This window comes from Acinetobacter sp. Ac_5812, from assembly GCF_013072695.1.
Lineage (GTDB): Bacteria > Pseudomonadota > Gammaproteobacteria > Pseudomonadales > Moraxellaceae > Acinetobacter.
This window is the reverse complement of record NZ_LXUK01000002.1, coordinates 105,227-131,266: the sequence shown is the minus strand read 5'-3', so window position 1 is coordinate 131,266 and position 26,040 is coordinate 105,227. Positions and strand designations below refer to the sequence as shown.

23 protein-coding genes are annotated in these 26,040 nt (G+C 40.5%); 5 read left to right on the top strand and 18 right to left on the bottom strand.

What is annotated here, in order from left to right; genetic code table 11:
• Positions 1-16: 16 nt before the first annotated feature.
• The 5 genes from A7P55_RS02880 to ahcY all read right to left on the bottom strand — a co-directional run bounded on the left by A7P55_RS02880 (position 17) and on the right by ahcY (position 8,505).
• Positions 17-2,287, bottom strand: a complete 2,271-nt coding sequence (locus A7P55_RS02880) for an NADP-dependent malic enzyme (protein WP_171551056.1) — start codon at positions 2,285-2,287, stop codon at positions 17-19.
• Between the two features lie 191 nt (positions 2,288-2,478).
• Positions 2,479-5,355, bottom strand: a complete 2,877-nt coding sequence (locus tag A7P55_RS02875) for an EAL domain-containing protein (RefSeq protein WP_171551055.1) — start codon at positions 5,353-5,355, stop codon at positions 2,479-2,481.
• 122 nt (positions 5,356-5,477) lie between these two features.
• Positions 5,478-6,191, bottom strand: a complete 714-nt coding sequence (locus tag A7P55_RS02870) for a 16S rRNA (uracil(1498)-N(3))-methyltransferase (RefSeq protein WP_171551054.1) — start codon at positions 6,189-6,191, stop codon at positions 5,478-5,480.
• Between the two features lie 22 nt (positions 6,192-6,213).
• On the bottom strand, positions 6,214-7,050 hold the full coding sequence (gene metF, locus A7P55_RS02865; RefSeq protein ID WP_171551053.1) for a methylenetetrahydrofolate reductase [NAD(P)H]: 837 nt from the start codon (positions 7,048-7,050) through the stop codon (positions 6,214-6,216).
• Positions 7,051-7,122: 72 nt separating this feature from the next.
• Positions 7,123-8,505: an adenosylhomocysteinase gene (gene ahcY, locus A7P55_RS02860; RefSeq protein WP_171551052.1), complete on the bottom strand. Its 1,383-nt coding sequence runs from the start codon at positions 8,503-8,505 to the stop codon at positions 7,123-7,125.
• A gap of 259 nt (positions 8,506-8,764) precedes the next feature.
• Between ahcY and A7P55_RS02855 the strand changes: the two genes are divergently transcribed.
• Positions 8,765-8,908: a hypothetical protein gene (locus A7P55_RS02855; RefSeq protein ID WP_171551051.1), complete on the top strand. Its 144-nt coding sequence runs from the start codon at positions 8,765-8,767 to the stop codon at positions 8,906-8,908.
• Between the two features lie 223 nt (positions 8,909-9,131).
• Here A7P55_RS02855 and A7P55_RS02850 read toward each other — a convergent pair whose 3' ends face one another.
• Together A7P55_RS02850 and gloB are read right to left on the bottom strand one after the other, a co-directional pair.
• Entirely contained in the window at positions 9,132-9,338 is a 207-nt protein-coding gene (locus A7P55_RS02850; protein ID WP_004654498.1) for a hypothetical protein, read from the bottom strand.
• Between the two features lie 298 nt (positions 9,339-9,636).
• The gene (gene gloB / locus A7P55_RS02845) at positions 9,637-10,368 is read right to left on the bottom strand and encodes a hydroxyacylglutathione hydrolase (protein ID WP_171551050.1); all 732 of its coding nucleotides are present in this window, start codon (positions 10,366-10,368) and stop codon (positions 9,637-9,639) included.
• A 360-nt stretch (positions 10,369-10,728) separates the two neighbouring features.
• Between gloB and A7P55_RS02840 the strand changes: the two genes are divergently transcribed.
• A complete protein-coding gene (locus A7P55_RS02840) occupies positions 10,729-11,715 on the top strand; it encodes a hypothetical protein (RefSeq protein ID WP_171551049.1) in 987 nt (328 codons plus the stop codon).
• Positions 11,709-12,575: a histone deacetylase gene (locus A7P55_RS02835; RefSeq protein ID WP_171551048.1), complete on the top strand. Its 867-nt coding sequence runs from the start codon at positions 11,709-11,711 to the stop codon at positions 12,573-12,575. Before A7P55_RS02840 ends, A7P55_RS02835 begins: the two co-directional genes overlap by 7 nt.
• A 6-nt stretch (positions 12,576-12,581) precedes the next feature.
• Here A7P55_RS02835 and A7P55_RS02830 read toward each other — a convergent pair whose 3' ends face one another.
• From A7P55_RS02830 to A7P55_RS02785, 10 genes are all read right to left on the bottom strand, one after another.
• Positions 12,582-13,211 carry a LysE family translocator gene (locus A7P55_RS02830; protein ID WP_171551047.1) on the bottom strand — a complete coding sequence of 210 codons (630 nt, stop codon included), beginning with the start codon at positions 13,209-13,211 and terminating at the stop codon, positions 12,582-12,584.
• Between the two features lie 133 nt (positions 13,212-13,344).
• Positions 13,345-14,040: a methionine ABC transporter permease gene (locus A7P55_RS02825; protein WP_171551046.1), complete on the bottom strand. Its 696-nt coding sequence runs from the start codon at positions 14,038-14,040 to the stop codon at positions 13,345-13,347.
• A complete protein-coding gene (locus tag A7P55_RS02820) occupies positions 14,037-15,065 on the bottom strand; it encodes an ATP-binding cassette domain-containing protein (RefSeq protein WP_005189850.1) in 1,029 nt (342 codons plus the stop codon). The genes A7P55_RS02825 and A7P55_RS02820 overlap by 4 nt, the downstream gene beginning before the upstream one ends.
• A 71-nt stretch (positions 15,066-15,136) precedes the next feature.
• Positions 15,137-16,012 (bottom strand): MetQ/NlpA family ABC transporter substrate-binding protein, encoded by an 876-nt coding sequence (locus A7P55_RS02815; RefSeq protein ID WP_171551045.1) that lies wholly within the window; start codon positions 16,010-16,012, stop codon positions 15,137-15,139.
• Between the two features lie 609 nt (positions 16,013-16,621).
• On the bottom strand, positions 16,622-17,908 hold the full coding sequence (gene purD / locus A7P55_RS02810; RefSeq protein WP_171551044.1) for a phosphoribosylamine--glycine ligase: 1,287 nt from the start codon (positions 17,906-17,908) through the stop codon (positions 16,622-16,624).
• 179 nt (positions 17,909-18,087) lie between these two features.
• Positions 18,088-19,662, bottom strand: a complete 1,575-nt coding sequence (gene purH, locus A7P55_RS02805; protein ID WP_171551043.1) for a bifunctional phosphoribosylaminoimidazolecarboxamide formyltransferase/IMP cyclohydrolase — start codon at positions 19,660-19,662, stop codon at positions 18,088-18,090.
• Positions 19,663-19,744: 82 nt separating this feature from the next.
• Positions 19,745-20,014 (bottom strand): DNA-binding transcriptional regulator Fis, encoded by a 270-nt coding sequence (fis, locus tag A7P55_RS02800; protein WP_001086304.1) that lies wholly within the window; start codon positions 20,012-20,014, stop codon positions 19,745-19,747.
• Between the two features lie 373 nt (positions 20,015-20,387).
• Entirely contained in the window at positions 20,388-21,248 is an 861-nt protein-coding gene (locus A7P55_RS02795) for a DUF3426 domain-containing protein (protein ID WP_005204788.1), read from the bottom strand.
• Between the two features lie 14 nt (positions 21,249-21,262).
• Positions 21,263-22,168, bottom strand: coding sequence for a 50S ribosomal protein L11 methyltransferase (gene prmA, locus A7P55_RS02790; RefSeq protein ID WP_033133653.1), 906 nt, complete (start codon positions 22,166-22,168; stop codon positions 21,263-21,265).
• Between the two features lie 176 nt (positions 22,169-22,344).
• Positions 22,345-22,737: a hypothetical protein gene (locus A7P55_RS02785; RefSeq protein ID WP_171551042.1), complete on the bottom strand. Its 393-nt coding sequence runs from the start codon at positions 22,735-22,737 to the stop codon at positions 22,345-22,347.
• 252 nt (positions 22,738-22,989) lie between these two features.
• On the opposite strand from A7P55_RS02785, the gene mnmG reads away from it, so the two are divergent.
• Together mnmG and A7P55_RS02775 are read left to right on the top strand one after the other, a co-directional pair.
• Positions 22,990-24,870: a tRNA uridine-5-carboxymethylaminomethyl(34) synthesis enzyme MnmG gene (gene mnmG / locus A7P55_RS02780; RefSeq protein ID WP_171551041.1), complete on the top strand. Its 1,881-nt coding sequence runs from the start codon at positions 22,990-22,992 to the stop codon at positions 24,868-24,870.
• Positions 24,871-24,969: 99 nt separating this feature from the next.
• Complete coding sequence (locus A7P55_RS02775) at positions 24,970-25,302, top strand: multidrug efflux SMR transporter (protein WP_016540945.1); 333 nt, start codon at positions 24,970-24,972, stop codon at positions 25,300-25,302.
• Positions 25,303-25,362: 60 nt separating this feature from the next.
• Here the strand turns inward: A7P55_RS02775 and A7P55_RS02770 are convergent, their stop codons facing one another.
• Positions 25,363-25,986 (bottom strand): sterol desaturase family protein, encoded by a 624-nt coding sequence (locus A7P55_RS02770; protein ID WP_171551040.1) that lies wholly within the window; start codon positions 25,984-25,986, stop codon positions 25,363-25,365.
• Positions 25,987-26,040: the final 54 nt, after the last annotated feature.

The following is a 26,040-nucleotide window of genomic DNA, read 5'->3' as shown; positions in this document are numbered from 1 at the left end:
CGAGGCTTAAGTGAACTTAGTTTTGGCTTTGCTGAATTTCGGCAACCGTTAATGCGGTCATATTCACCAAACGACGCGTTGTTGCTGTAGGTGTCAGAATATGAACAGGTTTTGCAGCACCCAATAAAATAGGTCCAATCGTCACATTATTACCAGAAGTTGCTTTTAACAAGTTGAATGAAATATTCGCTGAATCTAGATTCGGCATAATCAACAAGTTTGCTGAACCTTTGAAACGTGAATTTGGGAATGCAAAATGACGAATATTTTCATCTAATGCTGCATCACCATGCATTTCACCTTCAACTTCTAACTCAGGTGCCTGCTCTGAAAGCAGACGATAGACTTCACGCATTTTTTGTGCGCTTGGGTCATTCTGGTCGCTACCAAAACTTGAGTGAGAAAGTAGTGCGACACGTGGTGTAATACCGAAACGACGAACTTCTTCCGCAGCCAAAATGGTCATTTCAGCAAGTTGAGTCGCAGTTGGATTGGTATTTACATAAGTATCTGCAATAAATAAATTGCGATCTTCAAGCATTAATGCATTTAGCGTGAAGAACGTGCTACGACCTTCTTTTAGGCCAATCACGTTTTTCACGAAATCTAAATGAATATCATAGCTTGAGTAAGTACCACACAACATACCATCGGCTTTACCAAATTTAACTAACATCGCTGCGATGAGTGTTGAGCGGCGACGTGCTTCACGTTGCGCATATTCAACTGTTACGCCTTTGCGTTGCATGATTTGATGGTATTCTTTCCAGAAATCATCATAAGATGGATTCTTTTCCTGATCGACGATTTCAATATTCACGCCATGCTGTAAACGTAAACCCAACTTTTTGATGTTGTCTTCAATCACAGCAGTACGACCAATCAGAATTGGTTTCGCTAAGCCTTCATCAACCACAATCTGAACTGCACGTAATACACGCTGATCTTCACCTTCAGCATAGGCAATACGTTTAGGGTCTGTTTTCGCTTGAGAGAAGATTGGTTTCATCAAGAACGCTGAGTTATAAACAAACTCAGAAAGGCGTTGACGATACGCAGAAAAATCTTCGATCGGACGAGTCGCAACGCCCGAATCCATAGCTGCTTTCGCAACAGCAGGAGCAATTTCTAAAATCAAACGTTGATCAAGTGGGCGAGGGATCAAATAGTCGCGACCAAATGACGCAGATTTTTCACCATAGGTTGCAGCATCTGCTTCCACATGTGCCATGCGTGCAATTGCATGTACACAGGCAATCTTCATTTCTTCATTAATCGTTGTTGCACCAACATCCAGTGCACCACGGAAGATATAAGGGAAGCAAAGTGCGTTGTTCACTTGGTTAGGATAGTCTGAACGGCCCGTTGCCATGATTGCATCTGGACGTACTTCGTGCGCATGTTCAGGTAGAATTTCGGGATCTGGGTTTGCAAGTGCAAAAATAATTGGATTTTCAGCCATTTCCTTAACCATTTCTTTGGTTAAGATGCCCGCTGCTGAAAGGCCGAGGAACATATCTGCACCAGCCATCACTTCATGCAATTGTGTTGCTTGAATGTCTTGTACATAACGCTTTTTCGATTCATCTAAACCTTCACGTGATGTAGTGAGCAGTCCGCGAGAATCGGCAACAACGATATTGGCTTTATTCACGCCTAAAGCGCAAAGCAAATCTAAGCACGAAAGTGCTGCAGCACCGGCACCTGATGCAACGATTTTAATTTCGTCAATTTTTTTATTGACCAGTTGCAAAGCATTGAGTAACGCTGAACCGACAATAATACTGGTCCCATGTTGGTCATCATGGAATACAGGAATTTTCATACGTTCGCGAAGTTTCTTCTCGATGTAGAAACATTCTGGCGCCTTGATATCTTCTAAGTTGATACCACCAAAAGTCGGCTCTAATGCAGCAACGATATCTACGATCTTGTCTGGATCATTTTCATCAATTTCGATATCAAAGACATCAACACCAGCGAACTTTTTGAACAGAACGCCTTTACCTTCCATTACAGGTTTAGACGCGAGCGGACCAATATTTCCCAAACCAAGCACGGCTGTACCATTACTCACGACGGCAACCAGATTACCGCGCGCTGTATATTTGGCAGCGGCAGAAGGGTCACGTTCGATTTCCAAACATGGCGCAGCAACACCAGGTGAGTAGGCAAGCGCTAAATCTCGTTGGTTAACGAGCTGCTTGCTAGGTGTCACACTGATTTTTCCTGGGGTTGGAAATTCATGGTAATACAAAGCGGCTTGTTTTAAAGATTGATCGTCCATCTGAGTCTCGTTTGTTCCGATAATAATCAGACATATAGCTGTCTAATTACGATATTAAGATAAGTGCACAAGAATATAGCACTAGTTCATGCTTTCGCACAGTCAAAAAAGCTTATTTTCACTGAACTGCATGCTTCTTGACAGTTGCTATTCAGCGAAAAATAAATAGCAGAAAAGGTTAAAATTCACGTTTAAATGGAATATCTTGCAGTTGACTGCTGCTTTTGTTTTTGCAGGTATTCTGTCGCATGGGCGGCCGTGAGCGGTTGTGAAAATAAGTAACCCTGTAATATGTCGCAATTTTGTCGTTTCAAATATTCATATTGCTGTTCTGTTTCAACACCTTCAGCCACAACTTTTAGGCCAATGGTTTTACCCATGGCAATCATGGCATTAACTATCGCATCTTGTTTTGCATTACCAATTTTAGAGATAAAAGCACGATCAATTTTTAAAATGTCAATTGGATATTCGGTGAGGTAAGCAAGAGAAGAGTAGCCTGTACCGAAGTCATCCAGTGCGATCGAAATCTGACGTTCTTTAATGGCACACAACACGGTTTTGACATTCTCGGTGTTTTCGATAAAGGCCGATTCAGTAATTTCGAGTTCAAGGTTTTTTCCTGAGATCTCATACGTATTTAACACAGCATCAATATCATGCAGCAGTTGGCCGCGTAAAATTTGCTGTGCCACAATATTGACTGCAATATTAATATTGTTAAAACCAAGCTTTTGCCACGTTTGTAGTTGCTTAGCCGCTTCATGTAAAACGAGCTGTCCAATATCAGAAATCAGGCTGGTACTTTCCGCTAAAGGAATGAAAATGCTTGGCATGATGAGCCCTTTGGTTGGATGCTTCCAACGGATTAGGGCTTCAAAACCATTAATTTGATGATTATGTGCATGAATCTTTGGCTGATAGTACACAACCAGCTCGTTATTCTGAATGGCTTTTCTGAGATCGAGTTCTAAATCTGTATATTTCGCAACAAAACTCGCTCTTTCATTGGAGTAGTAACGAATCGTATTACCACCTAAACGCTTAGCTTCGGTAAGTGCTTGTTCCGCATGGGTATTTAAATTATCGACTTGACGGCCATGTTCTGGATAAATGGCGACACCGATTGAGATACTTACGAAGTACTCTTGATCTGCAAGATAAAAAGGTTTGCTAAACGCTTCAACGATGTTGTTACACAATTGGTGAATCGGTGGATGCAGTGGTGAAATTTCATAAATAATTGCAAAGTCATCTGCACTTAAATGAGCGACCAGTAGGGCATCAATATTACTAATGCGTAAACGTTGTGCCACCTGTTTAAGGAGCTCATTACCCGCTTGGTTGCTAATGATTTCATTCAGTGCACGGAAGCGATCGATATTTAAACGAATGACAGCTAAATGTTGAATCGAAGCTTCATTGACCAAATATTGATGCAACTGCTGTTGGTAATAAAAACGGTTAGGAAGATCGGTGAGCGTATCGTAATTGGTTAGATAAGATAAACGTTGCTCTTGATGCTTACGTTCAGTCTGATCGGAAACGATACCAATATAGTTGATGACGCGTTCTTGTTCATCTTTCACTGCATTGATATGAATCCACAAAAAACAAGATTTTTCAGAAATATAGGTCTCTTGAAATTCACCCTCATATTCCTGTTCTTCACGTAATGTATCAAGAATCGATAAATGAAAATTATGGTGGTGTTGTTTATTTTGTTTGGTAATTTCAAATAACGGTTTACTCACGATTGCTTGTTTATCAAGACCTGTGAGTTGTTCATATTTAGGATTCACTTCAACATAGTTAAAGTTTTCATCTAAAATAAAAATACCTTCCGAAGCTTGTTCAAATACACTGGCAGCAAGTTTTAAGCGCTCTTGATCTTTCTTTTCCTGATTAATATCACGATGAATACCCACCATTCGCAAAGGGGTATCATCTTTTGGATCCCTTAGAATCACCTGACCAACATCATGAATCCAGGTCCATTCACCATTGTGGCGTTTAATTCTGAAGGTTTCTTCATAACGCTTGGTTTGGCCACATAAATGATTATATAAGGTGTTTTTTACCCGCTCGATATCATCTGGATGAATGATTTTATGTAGTAGGGTGTAATGGTTTTCAGAATTGCGCGTGACTGCTTGACTATGTGCATTGGTGACTCCAACGGTATGGCTTTCAAGATTCCAGTCCCAAGGACGAATGCCTGCGGTTTCATGGGCAAAGCTTAAGTTCTGACGATGTTCTTCTAAGCTTTCATTCATTTGCGTCAAGTCGAATGTACGTTCACGAACTTTTTGTTCCAACAGGTGGTTATTGAATTGCAGTTGCGCTTCAATATCTTTGGATTTATTCACTTCACGCTGTAATTGCTGACAGAGTTCTTCAGTCCATTGGTTATGTTGCTCGGCGACATCAATCAGTTGTTTATTTTTATCTAAAACCAAGGCCAAGCGTTTATGAATTTTATAAGTGACTTGAGCACAGAGTACGGTTGCGAAAAATGAAGAGTAATAAGCAAGATAAAACAGGGTGTGATCATGATCTCGATGTAAAATTTGAGATGCGATTAAAGGTGCAATACTAGGAATAAAAAATAAGAAAAAATAACGAATATGTTGGGTTAAAAAGGTCAGTGCAATGATATGAGATGCAGTGAGTAGTAACGCAGTTAGGGTCAAAATATGTGACCCAATCAAATGAGGGATATCGACAGCCAAGTAGTGATTAATGACAATCGTATTCACTCCAATCAGTAAACCAGTAAAAAAACAGATCACTTGAAAAATGATGTTGGTTTGCTTGGTGTAGCGAACTGAAGAGTAGCGTTTGAGTAAGAAATGACAGATACAGGTAAAACTAAATAAAAGGATGAGGGTAATACTCATCCAAGTCGTGAAAATATTTGATTCAAATGAATAAAAAATACCAAATAGGGCATAATCTAACAGACAAATACAGAAGACACTTAATACAAATAAGCGTACATGATTTGGATAATCGATTTGATCTGTATAGATAAACTGTGGCAAATTTTTTTCCTGAGCCCCTAACATACAAAGAATAATCCTTTTCATTTTTTATCTATATTCACAGTCTTTGTTTTTTTGTAAACACAGCAACGTTTTATTTTAAATTAACGCTAAACATAGCAGAAAGCAATGTCACGACATTACTTCTATGCAAAGTGGTAATTTAAAATAGATAATGCAACTACTGGGGCTGTTTCAGTTCTTAGAACACGGTCTCCGATACACCAGTTTTTAAATTGATACTGATTGGCAGTATTAATTTCTGCTTCACTCAGACCACCTTCTGGACCGATTAGTAGGGCAATGTCTGGTCGGCTGTTCAGTAAGACATTCGTTTGATCTTTGTTTGGAGCCAGCACAAAGCGTGATGACGGTAACTCTGAGTTTAGCCACTCCGTTAAGCTGATTGGCGCTAAAACTTGAGGAACTCGGTTCATACCACATTGCTCACAAGCAGCTATTGCCACAGATTGCCAGTGATCTAATTTTTTCTGGTCCCGGTCGTATTTTAAGCGCATTTCACAGCGTTCACTGGTCAACAGTTGAATCGTTGTAACACCCAATTCTGTGGCTTTTTGAATCGCATAATCCATGCGATCGCCTTTACTCATCACTTGACCTAAAACAACTTTGAAAGGTGCAGTACGATCGGCTGGATCAAATTGATCAACAGAAACCAAGGCATTTTTCTTATTGATTTCAGTCAGTGTTACGACGTATTCGCCACCTTTTCCATTGAAAAAGATGGCTTGTTCTTGTTCTTTTGCGCGTAGCACACGGACCCAGTGATGAAATACCGATTCGGTTAATTCAATGGTGTTGCCAGTATTTAATTCGGTTTCGATATAAAAACGATTCATGCTTGGGTTGTGCTCGTACAAATTAGTTTAAACCAAGATCGACAACCAGTTGTCGAGTCGGTTCAGTTTGGTTCATTGAATAAAAATGGAGGGTAGGTGCACCACCTGCAATCAGGCGTTCGCAAAGATTTACAATCACTTCGTGACCGAATGCTTTGATACTTGCACTGTCATCACCATAAGCAGCCAGTTGTTTGCGGATCCAACGTGGAACTTCTGCACCTGTGCCGTCTGCAAAGCGGATTAAATTGCTTGCATTGGTAATCGGCATGATACCTGGTGCAACTGGAATATCCACACCAGCTTTGGCAATACGTTCGATGAAATAGAAATACGCATCTGGATTGAAGAAAAATTGGGTAATCCCTGCGTTCGCGCCTGCATTCACTTTTTCAACAAAACGTTGAATGTCACCATCAAATGTATCGGCTTGAGGGTGCATTTCAGGATACGCAGCCACTTCAATATGGAAGTGATCGCCTGAATGTTGACGGATAAAGCGCACGAGGTCTTGAGCGTAGGGTAATTCACCTAGACCAACCTGACCTGATGGTAAGTCACCACGTAATGCGACAATGCGATCAATCCCTTGAGATTTGTACAAATCTAAAAGTTCAGCAATACGTGCTTTGTCATCACCAATACAAGAGAGGTGAGGCGCAACGGGTGTACCTTTGCCATTAAAGTCACTAATCGCAGCTAAAGTACGTTCACGTGTAGAGCCACCCGCACCATAGGTAATCGAGAAAAACTCTGGATTTAATTGTTGTAATTCTTGATGAACAGTTTTTAATTTTTCCGCGCCCGCATCAGTTTTTGGTGGGAAAAATTCAAAAGAAATAGGAACACGTTTTGTCATTTCAAATCCTTTTTAAAATCGCTTGGAATTTTAGAAAAAAGGGCAGTCCGTAAAACGTCTGCCCTGATTTTCTTAGTATTTATAAGCGTCAGATTTGAACGGACCTTCTACAGGAACGCCAAGGTAATCTGCTTGTACTTGCGTTAATTGTGTTAACACACCACCAAAGCCAAGCACCATTGCAGCAGCAACTTCTTCATCTAATTTCTTAGGAAGTACTTCTACGCGAATCGCAGCTTTTTTTTGCTCAGCAGGTAAGTCAGCAAATTTTTCAGCGAATAAATGCATTTGACCTAAGACTTGGTTGGCGAAAGAACCGTCCATCACGCGTGATGGGTGGCCTGTTGCATTACCAAGATTCACTAAACGACCTTCAGAAAGAAGGATAAGGTAGTTGTTTTCGTCTTCTGAACGATACACTTGGTGGACTTGTGGCTTCACTTCAACCCACTTGTAACCACGTAAGTATGCAGTGTCGATCTCTGTATCAAAGTGACCGATATTACACACCACAGCACCCGCTTTTAAGCTATCTAACATTGCAGAATCACATACATGGTAGTTACCAGTTGTGGTCACAACAAGATCAGTATTGCCCAATAAGTCTTGGTTAATGTCTTCTTTTTTGCCAGTTTGTACGCCATTTTTATATGGAGATACAACTTCGTATCCATCCATGCATGCTTGCATTGCACAGATTGGATCAACTTCAGTTACACGTACGATCATGCCTTCTTGACGTAAAGATTGCGCAGAACCTTTACCTACGTCACCATAACCAATTACAAGTGCACGACGACCAGAAAGTAACATGTCTGTTGCACGTTTGATGGCATCGTTTAATGAATGGCGGCAACCGTATTTGTTGTCATTTTTCGATTTAGTGATCGAATCGTTAACATTGATTGCGGGCACTTTAAGAGAGCCGTCTTTCCACATTTCCAACAGACGTTGTACACCTGTTGTCGTTTCTTCAGTAATCCCGTGGATACGTTCTAAAAGCGCAGGGTATTTGTCATGAACAAGTGCAGTTAAGTCACCGCCATCGTCCAAGATCATGTTGGCATCCCAAGGCTGACCATTCACATTGATCTGCTGCTCTAAGCACCATACATATTCTTCTTCTGTTTCGCCTTTCCAAGCGAAAACTGGAACACCGCTTGCAGCAATGGCAGCAGCAGCATGGTCTTGAGTAGAGAAGATATTGCAAGAGGTCCAACGCACTTCTGCGCCAAGCTCAACCAATGTTTCAATAAGAACAGCAGTTTGGATTGTCATGTGGATACAACCCAAAATTTTTGCGCCAGCAAGTGGTTTAGCTGCTGAATAACGCTTACGTAAGCCAATCAAAGCTGGCATTTCTGCTTCAGCAAGTTTGATCTCTTTACGACCATAGTCAGCAAGGGAAATATCAGCAACTTTATAATCTGTAAATGAAGCATTCACCGCGTTCATCAGGATCTCCTAGAAAAAATAGTATGGATCATTCTGTTCGCGGATGCCGTTGTTGGTTAAAACGAGTGTCTAACCGATCGTCGAGCCTGGCAAATTGATCTTTAGTGCCGATCAATTGTCGCAGCATCCCTCGACTGGGCATAATGATACTTGGAAATTGCGTTTGTTCCAAGAGGGGCTGCTGAAGTTTCATCCATACATTGAGTTATTGGTTAAAACGACATAAACAAGGCATGAAACGCTGGCAATGGCGGTCCCCTTGTCAAGTTTCATAACGCAGTTTAGGGAAGCTTTAGCCAATAACCCTGAGCAAGAGCAAAGCCCTGCTTTGATTGCAGCGCAAGGCGAAGCTCAAGGACAGGGATTTTTTTTGCCGCTACTACGTTACGTTTCGCTTAATTAGAAGACTAAGTTACGCAAAACTCGCCTTGTATCGCCTAAAAAATATCCTCTGGCGCAATGAGAGCTATAGCTCGTAAGGTGAAACATCAGCAGACCCTAAGATTTTGTATGAAATGGTTAGAAAATGAAGAATTAAAAGGGAGGAAAAGTTTGAAGTATTCTTATTTCGATTAATCAAGGATTCCAAATCCCTTTGGAATCCTCAGGTTTAGAAAAAATTGTCATTATGCTTTTAAATGATCTTCGAATTCTTCGCCAAGCTGCATTGCTAAAGCATTACCAGATAAGTCACATGTGACTAGACCATATTCTTTTTTAAAGCTGAATGTAAAACCACGGTTATCTGTCAGATTTTTAACCGAATATCCTAATTTTTCTAACCAAATACGGAAAGCCAATACGTTTTTTGCTTTAACAACTCTGTTTTTCATGACAGATCTCCTTGTGAACATGTATTTATTAATAAGGGTCAGTTAAATTTTTTTAAAGGGGGATTGCATAGATTTATTTTTCCACATGTAAGTAATGTAAATTTAGCGTAATTTTTATAGATAAAATCTTATCTGTACTTTTATTAGTTATTTGAATTTATTGTAAAAAATATTTTTTATAAATGTGGTGAAAATCAATTTTTAGAGAAAATATTCTTGAATCAAATGTAAAAAATGATTTCATTTTCCACTTTGTTGAGAAAGTAGAAAATGAATCAGTGGAAGCGAAGGGGTTTAATTAAAATTGATCTTTCAAACTACGAATTCGTGCAAACTCTTCTGCACTTTCAGTTCGCAGGAAGGGGTTGGTTTCAAGCTCTAATTCGATCGTACTTGGAAGGGTAATTTGATCTGCTTCTCTTAGCGTTTTGACTTGTTGCATGCGCTGTTGCAGTGCGACATTATGTGGCTCAACAGTTAAGGCGAATTCTGCATTGGCAAGAGTATATTCATGGGTGCAGTATACTTTGGTCTGAATAGGTAGCGCAGCCAACCGATTCAATGAGTGATACATTTGCTCCGCTGTCCCTTCAAATAGACGACCACAACCCATTGCAAATAAGGTATCACCGCTAAACAGTGTCTCTATTTTTTCAATAAAATAAGTAATATGGCCAAGGGTATGACCTGGCGTCGCAATAATTTCAACTTTGAGATCATTAAAATGAAAATGATCGTCATTTTGTAAAGGGTTGGAGATGAGTGAAATTTTACTCAATTCATCGCGTGGACCGTAGACCATTATATTCTGATCGGCGAGTAAACCTTCAACACCGCCAGTGTGATCGCGGTGCCAATGCGTCAGCCAGATTTGTTTAAGTTGTAGACCATGTTGCTCACAGAAAACAGTAACTAAACCAGCTTCTGTTGGATCAATGGCAACGACTTCTTGTGTATCTGTATCTTCCAATAACCAAATATAGTTTTTTAAGGCATTTTTTACGTCAATTGCATGAATCTTATAATGCATAGCCGAATCCTAAAGTTTGGTTTCGTGAGGTTATTGCAGTTTGGGTACCCATATGAGTGCCTATTAGTAGTGTAAGTGCAAATGCAATCCAGTGCAAAACTCCGACTGATTTATAGCGCTGAATAATGACTTTCTCGGGCAGATTTTGACAGCCACTTTCAATAGATATCTTTATCGTTGACAAGTGTCATATTTTCAATAAAGATGAGATAAAAGTTTTATAAGTTAATGATTTATCTTTAGTCGTATAAAAATATTGAAGTAAAGCTAAATAATTTCAATGATTAGATTTAAAAAGAGAAATACAGATTTTTTACGATAGGTGAAAAGTGATAAATCTGAAGAACAAGAGAGGGAATTATGTCTGAGCTGATCGATCATGAAGTGGTCGTTATCTTTAAAAAGTATTTATATCCACTCTCTGCCAAACTTACAGAAATGCTGAATGAGCATTTTAGCCATCAAACAGAACGTCGGGGTTGTGGTTATACGCAAGCGACGCGTGTTATTGCAGAGTTTGTTTCTCAAGTTCGGGATCCAATTGGGTTTCAGGATTTGCGTATTTTTGAAGAATACGAGACCAAAGCTTTGCGTAATATTCTTAATCAAAGCTCATCTTATGGTTTAGAGTTAGAAACATGGCGTAATTTGGATACCAATTTAAACGTCCAACAATGCTTGCAGCGTATAAACCCACAAGAAAGTTTTGCACAGAGCTTACAGCAGGAAGTTGAGTTTCAAGCCAAGTTAAGAACCATACATCAATATGCTGAGCTCGAAGAGAGCCAACTAATTTGTCAGCTACTCAGCGATATTATCCTACCGCAAGATGCGGAAAACCTTGAAATGATTGAATGTCACGCATTAGAGGAAAAACCTAAAGTAGGGTCTTGCCCGATGGCAGAGAAATTCTTCTTGCGAATTGCACACCATCGTTTATTACGGCAGGGTGAAATCAATATTTTTGTGGATGAGCATGATCAACCGATTATGATGGAAAAATTGAATATGGGGGATAATCACTCTTGCATCAGTTTAGTACCCTTGATGATGAATGGTGTTCGTTTACCTGCGGGCAGTTTGTTTTCAGCTAGCTATGACATTGAACAGCTGACGAAACATAAAAATAAACAATATAAGGGCTATGTGATCCCGATTGCCGAGATGTATGGTTTTTGGTTTTTACGTTTAACAACCTTGGCTGTTTCGCCACAAAATCGTGCTCGGGCATTTGGATATCACTTTAAACAACAGGTCGATAATGGATTATTTAGGCCAGATACAACCGAATTGAGTCAGCTGATGGAAATTGCGCGTGATCAGATTTACATAGGACATCCATGCTAAAAGCCTGTTACTCTCCACGCTATTTTGCACGAACGCATACCAATAGTATGGAAAAACTCACTGCTGTTGCCGATGTATTACGTGCTCAACAGATGGTTGAATTGATAGACCCAGGCAGCATTGATGTTGAACTCTTAAAGAAACTGCACAATCCACAGTATGTTGAAGCTTTTTTATCGGGACAGTCTGCCTTTGCGACCATACAAGGGTTTAAGCCTTGGAATGAACAGCTTCGCGATGCAATTCTGGCAGTACAGGCTGGGCAATTGGTGGGTGCGGAGATTGCATTTAAAGAGGGTATTGCTGCCAATATTGCCCAAGGCTTTCATCATGCCAGTTATGAATCAGGTGCAGCCTATTGTACGTTCAATGGCTTGGCACTGGTCGCAAAGCAATATCCTGAGAAGCGGATTTTTGTGTTGGATTGTGACCAGCATGGTGGGGATGGTACTGCGATTTTTACCAATCGAATGACCAATCTGATTAATTTTGGGATTTTTGGGATTCGTTTTGGTTGCAAGGCCGGTGACCGTAGTTTGACGCGTTATATCCATCCAAAACAAGGCAATTTCGATTTATATCGCGAAGCGATCTTTGAGGCATTCCAATATGCTTCGCGTTGGGATACAGATTTGATTATTTATCAGGCGGGGATGGACTGCCATCAACATGATAAATACGGCTCTAAATGGTTTACGACGGAGTTATTATTCGAACGTGATCGAATTGTCTTTGAGATGGCCAAGAAAATGAAAATCCCGATGTTGTTTGTGTTGGCGGGGGGATATCAGGCACTGGATGATTTAGTGCCATTGCATGTAAATACCTTTAAGGCAGCGAATGAAGTTTACTTTGCATAAGCTGATTTAGTGTTGGCCCAAAACCAGAAATAGGCCCAAAGAAATAAAGATTAAACCACCCAATATAGACATAGTTTTTTGGATACTTTGGGATTTATTCATTTTTCTCATGACGAATTCAGCCAGAAAAACGCATACAAGATCTGCAGAAATAAAAATTGTATTAACGATTAAACCTAGAAGGACAAATTGTAGCCAGACGGGTGATTCAGAAGCACTATTGATAAATTGAGGTAAAAATGCGAGATAAAAAATCGCAGTTTTAGGATTTAATACTTCGACCAAGATACTTTCTTTGAGTGTTTTTCCTGCAATTTCTTCTTGAGCAGTGTTTAGCGTGTTGGATGTTGGAGTGTCTTTGATGAGTTTAATACCTAACCAGATTAACCAACATGCACCAAGGACTTTAATGATGGTGTATAGAACTGGAAATAAATGAAATAGTGTTGTGAGCCCGACTGCGGCGGCTATGATATGAGCACATCCTCCTATAAAAAGCCCTAAAGTTGCCATGAAACCAGATTTTTGCCCTTTTGCTAAAGTTTGTGCGGCGGTATATAGCATTGCTGGGCCAGGAATATAAGCAAAAATAAACGTTGTAATTAAAAAAGTGGTGAGTATTTCAAGCGATGCCATATTGTGCTCTTGCTGGATTTTTTACTATTATTTTAATAGAGCATTATTTTATATCATTTGGTCAGTTTTTGAGGAAAATAAAAGGAATATATTGAGTTTTCAATATATTCCTTAATCAAGTATGGAATGAAAATTAGCGTAATTTAGCCAACCAATCACCAAGCATTTGTACCATTTGAACCAGTAGCAATAACACAATCACGGTTAAAATCACCACGCTGGTATCGAAACGTTGGTAACCATAAGAAATCGCCAAGTCACCAATACCACCTGCGCCTACGGCTCCCGCCATCGCTGTCGCACCGATGAGCGAGATCGTACCCGTGGTTAAATTCAGAATCAAAGAGCTACGCGCTTCAGGGATAATAAACTTAAAGATAATTTGCCAAGGCGAAGCACCCATTGCTTGAGCGGATTCGACAATGCCTTCATTTACTTCAAGTAACGAAGTTTCAATTAAGCGACCTAAATACGGACCGACATAAATGGTTAAGGGTACAATCGCTGCCCAAGTCCCGATTGATGTCCCAACTAACATTTTGGTCAGTGGAATAACAGCAATCAATAGGATAATGAAGGGAAGGGAGCGTAAGGCATTGACAATTGGGTTGAGGAAATAATAAATCGCGCGATTTTGTAAGATGCCACCAGTGCGGGTCACCACTAAGGTAATGCCTTGGATTAAGCCCCAAATACAGCCAAACAGCAGCGAGAAGAACACCATTTGGAAGGTTTCTTGTAGTGCAGCCACAAACTGGTCGATGGATAAAGAACTATGCCAAAACGGAGCGGTGACTTGAGTCAACCATTGTACGATTAAATCTCTCATTGGCTAACCACTCCAGACTGTTCAACTTTCACGCCTTGAAGCTCAAGAAATTTAACAGTTTCTTGAATGGTCAGCGGATCACCTAAGAGTTGGATGAACATCTGTCCAATCACCGTGCCATTAATTTCTGTCATGTTCGCGAAAAGAATATTTAGACTGATATCAAATTGCTTAATCGCAGCCTGAATCACGGTTTCTTGTGCTGATGTACCCAAGAATTGCAAACTATAGATGCTATTGTGATGCTTATGCTCAAGATTATTCAGAATATTGATCGGCAACTGTTGTTGCAATACCGTTTGAATAAAGGTTTTGGTGGTTGGATGCTGTGGCTGACTGAAAATATCCAGTGTCGGGCCAGTTTCAATCACATGACCTGACTCCATTACCGCCACATAATCGCATACCGATTCGATTACATCCATTTCATGGGTGACCATTACAATGGTGATGTTCTGTTCTTGGTTAATCTTTTTCAACAATGCCAACACAGATTTGGTGGTTTGTGGGTCAAGTGCAGATGTTGCTTCATCGCAGAGTAAAATCTTAGGATGATTGGCGAGTGCACGTGCAATCCCGACACGTTGTTTTTGCCCGCCTGAAAGTTCGTCAGGGTAGGCATCTTTTTTATGTTTGAGATCAATGAAATCAAGTAATTCAGCAAGGCGTTTTTCTCGCTCTGCTTTACTATGACCTAATAATTTCAGCGGTATTTCAATATTTTCAGACACAGTTTTGGTCTGAAGTAAATTGAAGTGCTGAAAGATCATGCCGATATTTGCACGTTCTTGACGAAGTGTACGCGCATCCATTGCGGTAAAATCTTTTTGATTAATGATCACTTGTCCCTGAGTCGGGCGCTCAAGTAAATTAATCATACGGATAAGCGTACTTTTACCTGCACCACTGTAGCCAATAATGCCAAAGATACTACCGTCTGGGATCTCTAAATTGATCTGATCCAGCGCGTTAATCGTTTGACCTTTCAACTGATAGTGTTTCGAAATGTTTTTAAATTGGATCATGTTCGTCAATACTATGCAAAAAAGAAAAAACAGGCAAAATCACTTTGCCTGTTTTATTTGAGGATATTATATTACGAATTTGCTTCTGTGAGGTAGCTTGTTGGTTTATTTACGTCAACTTTGGTACCAGCAAAGTGTTCTTGAACATATTGCTTCACTGCTTCCGTATGATAAAGCGCGCCAACTTTTTGGAGCACCGCATCATCTTTACGTGATTCAGCAGTTGCCAATACATTGACATTTAATTTGGTGCTTTGATCAACTGGTTCATAGTAGATTGCATCTTTAAGAACGTTTAAACCGCCTTCCATTGCAAGTGTATTACCCAATAGAATCGCATCAACTTCGTCTTTAACACGTACAGCTGTTGCCATTTGGATAGGTTTGATCACGATTTTCTTGCTGTTTTCGATAATGTCAGCAGGCGTGCCTTTTACAGGATCGAAGTTAGCTTTTAATTTGATCAAGCCAGCACTTTGTAAAAGTAATAAAGCACGTGATTCATTGGCACCGTCATTTGGAATCGCAATGGTTGCGCCTTCAGCAAACTCTTCAACTTTCTTTACTTTACTTGAGTAGATACCCATCGGTTCTAAGTAAGTGGTTGAAACAGGAGCAATCTTGTCTTTATTTGCAGCATTGAATGCAACAAGGTAAGCGTAAGATTGGAATGCATTCAAATCGACTTCTTTGTTTGCAGCTGCAGTGTTCATTGCAACGTAGTCTGTGAAGTTCTTGATTTCGAGTTTAACGCCAGCAGCTTTGGTTTCAGGTAATGTTGCGATATAACGCCAAATATCAGCGTCTGAACCTGTAGAAGCGATTACAACGGTTTGTAATGCAGCAGCATCACCTTTTTGTTCGGTAGATGCGGTATCTGGTTGTTTACTGCAGGCCGCAAGTAATAACACAGATACACTTAAAAAAAGACTAATCAGCTTTTTCATGTATAAATCCTAATCGGAAAAATGTCGAGAAAATCATCATTTCTCTAGCATTAATGATTGCAATAGGTTTGTATGTTGTAAATTGACATCGCACTCAAAACAATCCCTGAATTATTCTTAAAGTTTGAACAAGTGTGATAGATCTACAACATCCGAAAAGTAGATGAATATTCATGTTCCGATTCAGTATATACAGTTAGGAACCAACTGTTCATCTCATTTTCAAATCAAATTTGGATTTAGCTGCAATTTGTTTTGTTAGGTTCAATATTCTAGACATTTAAAAATAATGAAAAAGAATATACAGTTAACATAAAAACAACATCTAAAATTTCGGCAATCATAGCAACAATTTATGGGCGGTTATAGTGGAACAGCTTGTACTTTGCAGCTTAACAACCTGCTTGCTAGAAGAAATTTATGGTCTAAGTAAATATAAATAAATGATAGTTTTATGAATTTTTCCAAAAATATAGAGAGCGGAATCAATTGAATAATAAATATATATTTTTCTGAATTTTATATTTAAATAATGAATATAGAATTCATATTTATGCGGTTTATGGAATAAAAAAGCCTTCCGAAGAAGGCTTTTTTGCTCAACAAAGCTTATTCAGCTTTTTCACGAGCAATTGCGCGGTAACCGATGTCACTACGGTATTGCATACCTGTAAATGTGACTTGACCACATACTTCTAGCGCATTGATTTGTGCTTCAAGTACGGTATCACCCAGTGCGGTCACACACAGTACGCGACCACCAGCAGTAATCACATGTCCATCAGCACTCATCGCCGTGCCTGCATGGAAAATCTTGGTGTCTTCTGGAGATTGACCAAGACCTGAAATCACATCACCGTTACGTACGGTTTCTGGATAACCTTCCGCTGCGAGTACGATACCAATTGATTTACGTTCATCCCATTCAGCTTCGCTTGGTAGGTTACCTGCAATACCTGCTTCAACTAAATCAACTAAAGATGATTTTAAGCGCATCATAATTGGTTGAGTTTCAGGGTCACCAAAGCGGCAGTTGAACTCGATCACACGGGGTTGACCTTGTTCATCAATCATTAAGCCAGCATATAAGAAGCCAGTATAAACATGACCATCCGCTGCCATACCGTCAACAGTAGGGCGCATCACTTCATTCATGACACGTTCAAAGACTTCTGAGGTTACGACGGGTGCAGGAGAGTAAGCACCCATACCGCCCGTGTTTGGACCTTCATCACCTTCGAAAATACGTTTGTGATCTTGTGAAGTGGCCATTGGCAAAATGTTGTTGCCATCAATCATACAAATAAAGCTAGCTTCTTCACCCGCAAGGAACTGCTCAATCACGACACGTGAACCAGCATCGCCAAACTTGTTACCTGCAAGCATATCGTCAATCGCAGCAAAAGCTTCTTCGTTGGTCATTGCCACGATTACGCCTTTACCTGCAGCTAGACCATCCGCTTTAATCACGATAGGTGCGCCATTTTTTTCAACGTAGGCTTTTGCCGCATCCACTTCAGTGAAAACGTCATAAAAAGCGGTCGGAATGTTGTGGCGTTTTAAGAAGTGCTTGGCAAATGCTTTTGAACCTTCAAGCTGTGCAGCGTACTGGGTTGGGCCCCAGATTTTTAAGCCAGCTTCACGTGCTGCATCGACTACACCATTCACTAATGGTGCTTCAGGACCAACAATTACCAATGCAATATCATTTGCTTTTGCAAATGCGATGATTGCTGAATTGTCTAGAATATTAAGCGCTACGTTTGTACATTTGTCTTCAGTTGCCGTGCCTGCATTACCCGGTGCAACGAACACTTGAGTGACTTTTGCATCTTGTGCGATTTTCCATGCAAGTGCATGTTCACGGCCACCGCTACCCAAAACTAAAATATTCATTATTAAGTTATTTCCCTTTTTCAGTATCTAAGAATATACCTGTTCAGAATAAAAAAGTCCCCCTGAATCTCCCCCAAACCCCTCTTTGAGAAAGAGGGGAGCAAGCTTATTCGAGTGAAAAAGTAAGTCCCCCTTTTTTAAAGGGGGATTTAGGGGGATTGCGTTGAGACTCAGATCATTTAGTGACGGAAGTGACGCATACCAGTGAACACCATTGCGATACCAGCTTCATCTGCTGCTGCAATGGTTTCTTCGTCGCGCATTGAACCGCCTGGTTGGATAATACATTTAATGCCAGCCTTAGCTGCATTATCAATACCATCACGGAACGGGAAGAATGCATCAGACGCCATCACAGCACCTTCAACCACTAAACCAGCATGTTCCGCTTTAATTGCTGCAATACGTGCCGAGTTTACACGGCTCATTTGACCAGCGCCTACACCAATGGTTTGACGATCTTTGGCATAAACAATTGCATTTGACTTCACATATTTCGCAACTTTCCAAGCAAAGATTAAGTCATCAATTTCTTGCTCAGTTGGTGCACGCTTGGTCACAACTTTAAGATCATCTTTGGTGATCATGCCCAAGTCTTGGTCTTGAACCAATAAACCACCGTTTACGCGCTTATAGTCAAGTTGTGCTGCACGAGCGTCAATTGCTGGAAGCTCACCACAGACCAACACACGTACATTCTTTTTCGCACCCGTAATTTCAAGTACGCCATCTGCAAGGCTTGGTGCAATAATCACCTCAACAAACTGACGATCTACAATTGCTTGTGCAGTTGCGACATCTAACTCACGGTTGAATGCAATGATGCCACCGAAAGCAGACTCAGGATCGGTTGCATAAGCAAGATCATAAGCTGCTTTAATGCCGTCCAATGAAACCGCAACACCGCAAGGGTTGGCATGTTTAACGATAACACAAGCAGGCTTTGCAAATGATTTCACACATTCAAGTGCCGCATCTGTATCTGCAATATTGTTATAAGAAAGCTCTTTACCTTGTAATTGCTTCGCAGTGGAAACAGATGCTTCTTGAGCTGTTGCTTCAACATAGAAAGCCGCATTTTGATGCGGGTTTTCACCATAACGTAAATCTTGTACTTTATTCAGTTGGGTATTGAAGGTACGCGGGAACAGGTCCGCTTCGCCTTCAGTTTTGCCAACACGTGCGCCTAAATAAGATGCGATCATGCCATCGTATTGTGCTGTGTGCTCAAATGCTTTTACCGCTAGGTCGAAACGAGTTTCGTAAGAAAGTGCACCATTTGCTTTTAATTCAGCAATGACTGTATCGTAGTCTGCTGCATTCACGATGATGCCCACTGAAGCATGGTTCTTTGCAGCGGCACGAACCATGGTCGGGCCACCGATGTCGATATTCTCGATTGCATCTGCAAGTGAACAGTTCGGTTTTGCAACAGTTGCTGCAAATGGATACAGGTTAACAACAACTAGATCAATCGGATCGATGTTGTGTTCTTGCATCACTGCTTCGTCCAGACCACGACGCGCTAAGATGCCTCCATGAATTTTTGGATGTAGTGTTTTTACACGACCATCCATCATTTCAGGAAAACCTGTATGTTCAGAAACTTCTACTACGGCGATATTGTTGTCTTTAAGCAACTTATATGTACCGCCCGTAGATAAAATTTCTACCCCTAGAGCTGCAAGATTTTGAGCAAATTCAACGATTCCAGTTTTATCGGAAACAGAGATTAAAGCACGTTTGATAGTCATGATTTTAGTCAACAGTTTGAAGTCTACAGATTAAAAATAAAAGGCAAAAAAAATGCCCACGAGAACGTGAGCATTTTATCAATTATTCACTCATTAAACCGTGAGCTTTTAACTTTTTGCGTAAAGTTCCGCGGTTAAGGCCTAAAATCTCAGCGGCACGTGTTTGATTACCGCGAGTATATTCTAAGACCACAGATAAAAGAGGTTTCTCCATTTCTGCTAAAACCATGTCATAAACTTGAGATGGTTGCTCACCTTGCAATTGTGCAAAATAATGACGAACTGCGCGATCTACATGGATGCGAAGAGCGACATCAGATTGAGCCGTAAAAATAGGAGATTTGCTATTCATGCGTGTTAATCCGAAATATCAAAATATCACTTGGGTAAAGTGATATAAATGTGGTCTAAATTACTGAGCCCCGTTTTAGATCCTAAAACAGTGACTCTAAAACAAAAGGACTATTAGCTTGCCACAAATCCTCGAGCTGTGTAAAAAATAAGCGTAACAATAGTTAAATATTTGTTACCGCCTACTTTTAAAAACAAAAAAACCAACAATGCGCTTATTGGGTAAAAGCACAGTTCGTTTAACGATTTTATTGTCTATAAATTACGAGGAGTAAGTAGGTCAAGCATTCGTGGCGCGTATCATACCACTGTCAGCGAAAAAGTGAGCAAATTAACTGCACTTTTTTTTGTTTTTTTGTCACTTTTTTGAGCTTTTAGGGCTGTACAAATTCTAAACTATAGTCATTGAAGCTATTTTTGCTTTTTGGAAGGGTAAATTCGAAGCGAAAAGGGCTGTTGGTTGGAATGCGTTGAATCGTTTTCAAACTGTCGACTAAATAATCTTGTGGTTTGAGCATTACGTTAAAAACGGCTTCGTCGTTTTGTTTGAGCACGACTTTAATAGGAGGCAGTGCTACGCTGTTCTCATTATGATTTAGAAGTACACCTGAAAAAACAGTGGCATCTTTTTCTCCACGCTTAATTTTTACTTTTTCAAAACTAAGATATTTATACTGTTCATCACTGGTTTTGCACGAGAAAATGCCGCAAGCATAATTAAACATCTGATTCAAGGCTGGGCTTTCATGCATCAGTTTTGGGTTGAACCATAAAATCTGAAAAGCAAAGACTAAAATTAAAGCAATATTACCGAGCCCCCAAAGCGTGTAATACAGCCAACCATGTTGTTTATCATTATTCTCATGGTCAATTTGTAAAGTATCTTCAGACAGATTTAAATTAGGTAAGGCGGTAACAGGTTCAGTATTGAAATAATTGAGGTTGTTGAGATAGGTCAATAAATCAATATTTGAGTTTTCAATTTTCTGGTCAAAGATGCTCAAAATCTGCATTTGCTTTTCTGCAAATGAGCTGTCAGGTTGTATTGAAGAAAAAAGTGAGCGATTGACAGGCGTCGGGATCGCTTCACTGTCTGTTTCTAATAAGTTGGTTAATGCATTAAAGTTAATGACACATTTCGGACAACAAACCATACCCTGTGCAACACTGAGTTGTGAAAGGGTCACTTTGTACACAGTTGAACATTTAGGGCAGCGGGTTTGTTTTTCACTCATAAGTAACAATGTTCTCAAATTGTTGTTTTACGTTTTCCTGAAATGCGACACCAGTTTTCTTCACGCTTTTCGATCTCTAATATATCAAAAAACTGTGAGTAAACACTAGAAACATCAGCAACTTGCTCTTCGATTACACCTGCAAGTGCGAACTCCCCCTCATTTTTTATTAAAGTTGAGAATTCAGGCGCAAGTGCCATTAAAGGTGCCGCTAAAATATTGGCGACAAGGACATCTGCTTGTTGTGATTTAAATTCTTGATCAAATTCTTCGGGTAATCCTACAGAAAGACGATCCAGTACACCATTTAATTCTGCATTTTGTTTTGTCGCAAGTACCGCTTGTGGGTCAATATCAGTCGCATAAACTTTTTTAGCACCGAGTAATAAAGCCGCAACACCTAAGATGCCTGAGCCACAACCATAGTCAATCACGACTTTGTCTTTAACATCAGTTTTACCTAGCCATTGTAAGCATAAGAAGGTACTTGCATGGTTTCCAGTACCGAAGGCAAGACCTGGATCTAGCTTAATATTGGTTGCATCAGCTTCAGGTGGTTCTAACCATTCTGGTACGATCCAGTATTTTTCACCAATTTGAATCGGTTCGTAATAATCCATCCAAGCACGTTCCCACACTTGGTTTTCCAAGTATTCATGGCGCATTGGTACATCTGGAAGTTGTGCTTTTAAGAAGGCTTCTAAAGTATCGACATCAATTGGGTCATCTTCTTCTTGTTGATAAATCCCTGTGACGATGACTTTATTCCAAAGTGGTGTTTCACCTGGCAATGGTTCAAGTAAGGCTTGGTCTTCAGCATCATCTAAAGTTACGCTCACCGCGCCTAATGACAGGAGTAATGTTTCGGTCAGTTCGACTTGGTTTTGATCAACAGTAATATGAATTTGTAGCCAGTTCACAGGAAAACCTAAATAAATGTATTTGTGCTTATTGTAATGGATTCGTGCTTGTTAAAGGGATTATAAAGTAGACAGATTACAATTTTAAGATGAAATATTTTGTCCTAATGCAATCTATTATATTGTTTTTATATAAAAGAAGGCCAAATTAGGCCTCCTTTTATATCATTTATGCATTAAGGTGCAGTTTGTTCGACATCAGGTGCTACTGGTGGTGCAGGAGCGATAGGTGGTGCTTCCATGGGTGCAGTGCTATTGTCTACTGGTGCACCACTGACTGGGCGAGGTGCCGATTGTGTTTCTGAAAGACGACTTTGAGTCTCAACGGCAGCATTAGATGCGGGTGTTGGCGGCTGGAATGCTAACTTACCCGCTTCATTGGGCTCACATGAACCATTGAAAACAACGCCTTTAAATGCAAATGAAACTGGATCACCTTGTTTTTTGCCTTTACAGACCTGTTGATATTTCTTGGCCTGTTGGTCTTGGCTTGCTTTGGTATCTGCATGCGCAGCTACGCTAAAACATAGGCTACAAATAAGAGATGAAAATAAAAGCTTTGTGTTCATATCATTGTCCTAAAGTATTTTTTATACACTTTTTAGGATAAGAAACTGGGCAGATAAAACAGTGGTGTTCAAGTTAATAGTGATGAATCGCTGTGTGCAGTCTAAGAGGAAAATGCAACATAAGGTTTCTTTTTGTATGTTCTGTAGTCAGAACAGGGGCTTGCAATCCTCAACAATCTTGACTGTTTTTGGCAATTTAATGCAAAACTCCTGTATAATGCTCTGTCATTTTTTGAATACACATTTACCACTATGCACTATCCTAAAGTTTACGACGTTATCGTAATTGGCGGCGGTCACGCTGGTACGGAAGCAGCGCTTGCTGCGGCACGTATGGGAAGACAAACATTATTGTTAACGCATAACATTGAAACTTTGGGGCAGATGAGCTGTAACCCGGCGATTGGTGGTATTGGTAAATCACATCTTGTCCGCGAGATCGATGCGCTCGGTGGTGCAATGGCACTCGCAGCGGATAAAGGTGGTATTCAATTCCGTATTCTAAATTCTCGTAAAGGTGCGGCTGTGCGTGCAACACGTGCGCAAGCGGACCGTGTACGTTATAAAGCAGCGATTCGCGATACTTTAGAAAATCAAGCGAACTTGGATATTTTCCAGCAAGCTGCAGACGACTTAATTGTTGAAGGCGATACTGTTAAAGGTGTTGTGACCCAAATGGGTATCCGTTTTGATACCAAGACTGTGGTATTGACGACAGGGACTTTCTTGGGTGGGGTGATCCACGTCGGCTTACAAAATTCAAGTGGTGGCCGTGCTGGTGATCCTCCGTCAATTGCATTGGCACATCGTTTACGTGAGCTTGATTTACCTGTTGGTCGTTTAAAAACGGGTACGCCACCACGTATTGATGCGCGTACGGTCGATTTCTCAGTCATGACACCACAACCAGGTGATTTCCCATCTCCAGTGATGTCGTTCATGGGTGATGTTTCGATGCATCCTGAACAGGTCAATTGCTATATCACGCACACCAGCGAAAAAACCCACGATATTATTCGTGGTGGTTTAGATCGCTCACCAATGTATACCGGTGTGATTGAAGGTGTTGGCCCACGTTATTGCCCATCGATTGAAGATAAAATCCACCGTTTTGCAGATAAAGATTCACATCAGGTATTTTTGGAGCCTGAAGGCTTGGATACGCATGAGCTTTATCCAAATGGTATCTCGACTTCATTGCCATTTGATGTGCAGTTCAATTTGGTTCGTTCGATTCGCGGTATGGAAAATGCGCATATCTTGCGTCCAGGCTATGCAATTGAATATGACTATTTCAATCCTCAAGCGTTGAAATTCACACTTGAAACCAAAGCGATTCAAAACTTGTACTTTGCTGGTCAAATTAACGGTACGACAGGTTATGAAGAAGCGGGTGCACAAGGTTTACTTGCTGGTTTGAATGCTGCACGCCGTGCGTGGGAACAAGAAGAGTGGACACCAAAACGTGATCAAGCTTATATGGGTGTATTGGTCGACGATCTAATCACTTTGGGTACCAAAGAGCCGTACCGTATGTTTACTTCGCGTGCGGAATACCGTTTGATGTTACGTGAAGACAATGCGGATCAGCGTTTAACGTCAATTGGTCGTGAGCTTGGTCTAGTTGATGATGAACGTTGGGCTGCATATAGCGAAAAAATGGAAGCGGTTGAGCGTGAAACGTCTCGTTTACAACATTTGTGGGCTGCACCAAATAACCCAATGGGTAAAAAATTCGTCGAAATGACGGGGGCAGATCTCAGTAAAGAGTGTAGTGCCATCGATTTACTAAAACGTCCAAATATCAATTTTAGCCAAATTGCTGAATTAACAGGTTCAGAAGTGTCTGAGCATGTGGGTGAGCAGATTGAAATCGCGGTGAAATACCAAGGCTATATTAATCGTCAGCATGAAGATGTTGCTCAATTAAAACGTCTTGAAGAAACCAGAATCCCTGCTGATTTTGAATATGAGGGTATTTCAGGTTTATCACGTGAGATCACATTAAAGTTAAACACTGTTCGCCCTGAAACCTTAGCGCAAGCAAGTCGTATCCCTGGGGTAACACCAGCTGCGGTACAGTTACTGATGATCACGATTCGTAAAAACAATATGGCGAAGAAGTCGGCATAATTGCCTCCTTCGTCTATTGTCGTTAATGTTAAAAACACCCTTTGTAGAAGGGTGTTTTTTTCTGCTAAGCAAATTCTGTTTAATTGGGGCGATGAGTAAATGAACAATTGGCTAATTTTATTCATTGCGATTACTGCAGAAGTGATCGCAACCTCTGCCTTAAAAAGTAGTGAAGGATTTACCAAGCCTGTTGCTTCTATTGTGGTTGTGGTGGGTTATGTGATTGCATTTTATTGCTTATCTCTAACCTTAAAAACGATTCCTGTCGGCGTTGCGTATGCGATTTGGTCTGGCGTTGGAATTGTTTTGATTACTACAGTAGCGTGGTTTGTGTTCGACCAAAAACTGGATATTTGGGGAATCATTGGGATTGTCTTGATTATGAGTGGTGTGTTGATTCTTAATTTGCTGTCTAAAACCAGCTCGCATTAATTTTGTAATAATAAAAAACCGAGCTGTATTAGCTCGGTTTAAGATAATCTTTGGCTATTTTTATAACGCTACCTCAATCCCTTGTTTTAAATTATGTTGATCAAATTGCGTATTGGCATCAATTTGAGCATAGGCTTTAGGTAAGAGGCGGCGTGCTGCGCGATTCACTCTTTTTTCCAGCCACTTCGGCAAGTTGACCGCCAAGGGATTAGTTTCCGTGACCGATGCATCAGTCATTACCCGAGTTCCCATAATATAATCAAACCAGGGCTTAGTTACACACCAATTGGCATTCTGGTTGCTGGTCATGTGATGATCATAGTGCCAAGGAATTCGTTTTTTCGCGAACTCTGGATCTAGGTGTGATTTGGCATGCACCTTCCAATAATTCCAAATGCCATAGTACAGACCCGCGGTAAAGAAAGGCGCAACCGGTAGAAAAATGGTGGATGCAGCCGCTAGGCCGATGAGTGCCGATTTTTCATTGTACATTTCAGAATTTTTAAACATCGACTCCGCATAACCTTCATCATGAAAGCCATTTAAGCGAGCGCGTTTGTGATGGGCAATATGCGTAAAGAAGGGGCTGCTTCTATTTTTGCTTGGAAATTCATGTAACCAGACTTTGTGGAAATACCATTCCATACCATTTGCAACAAAAACGCCTACTGGAAAACCGATCATGCTTGGATTACCTCGTCTAACATAGATCGGATTTTAAAAAGAGAAGAGTAAAAA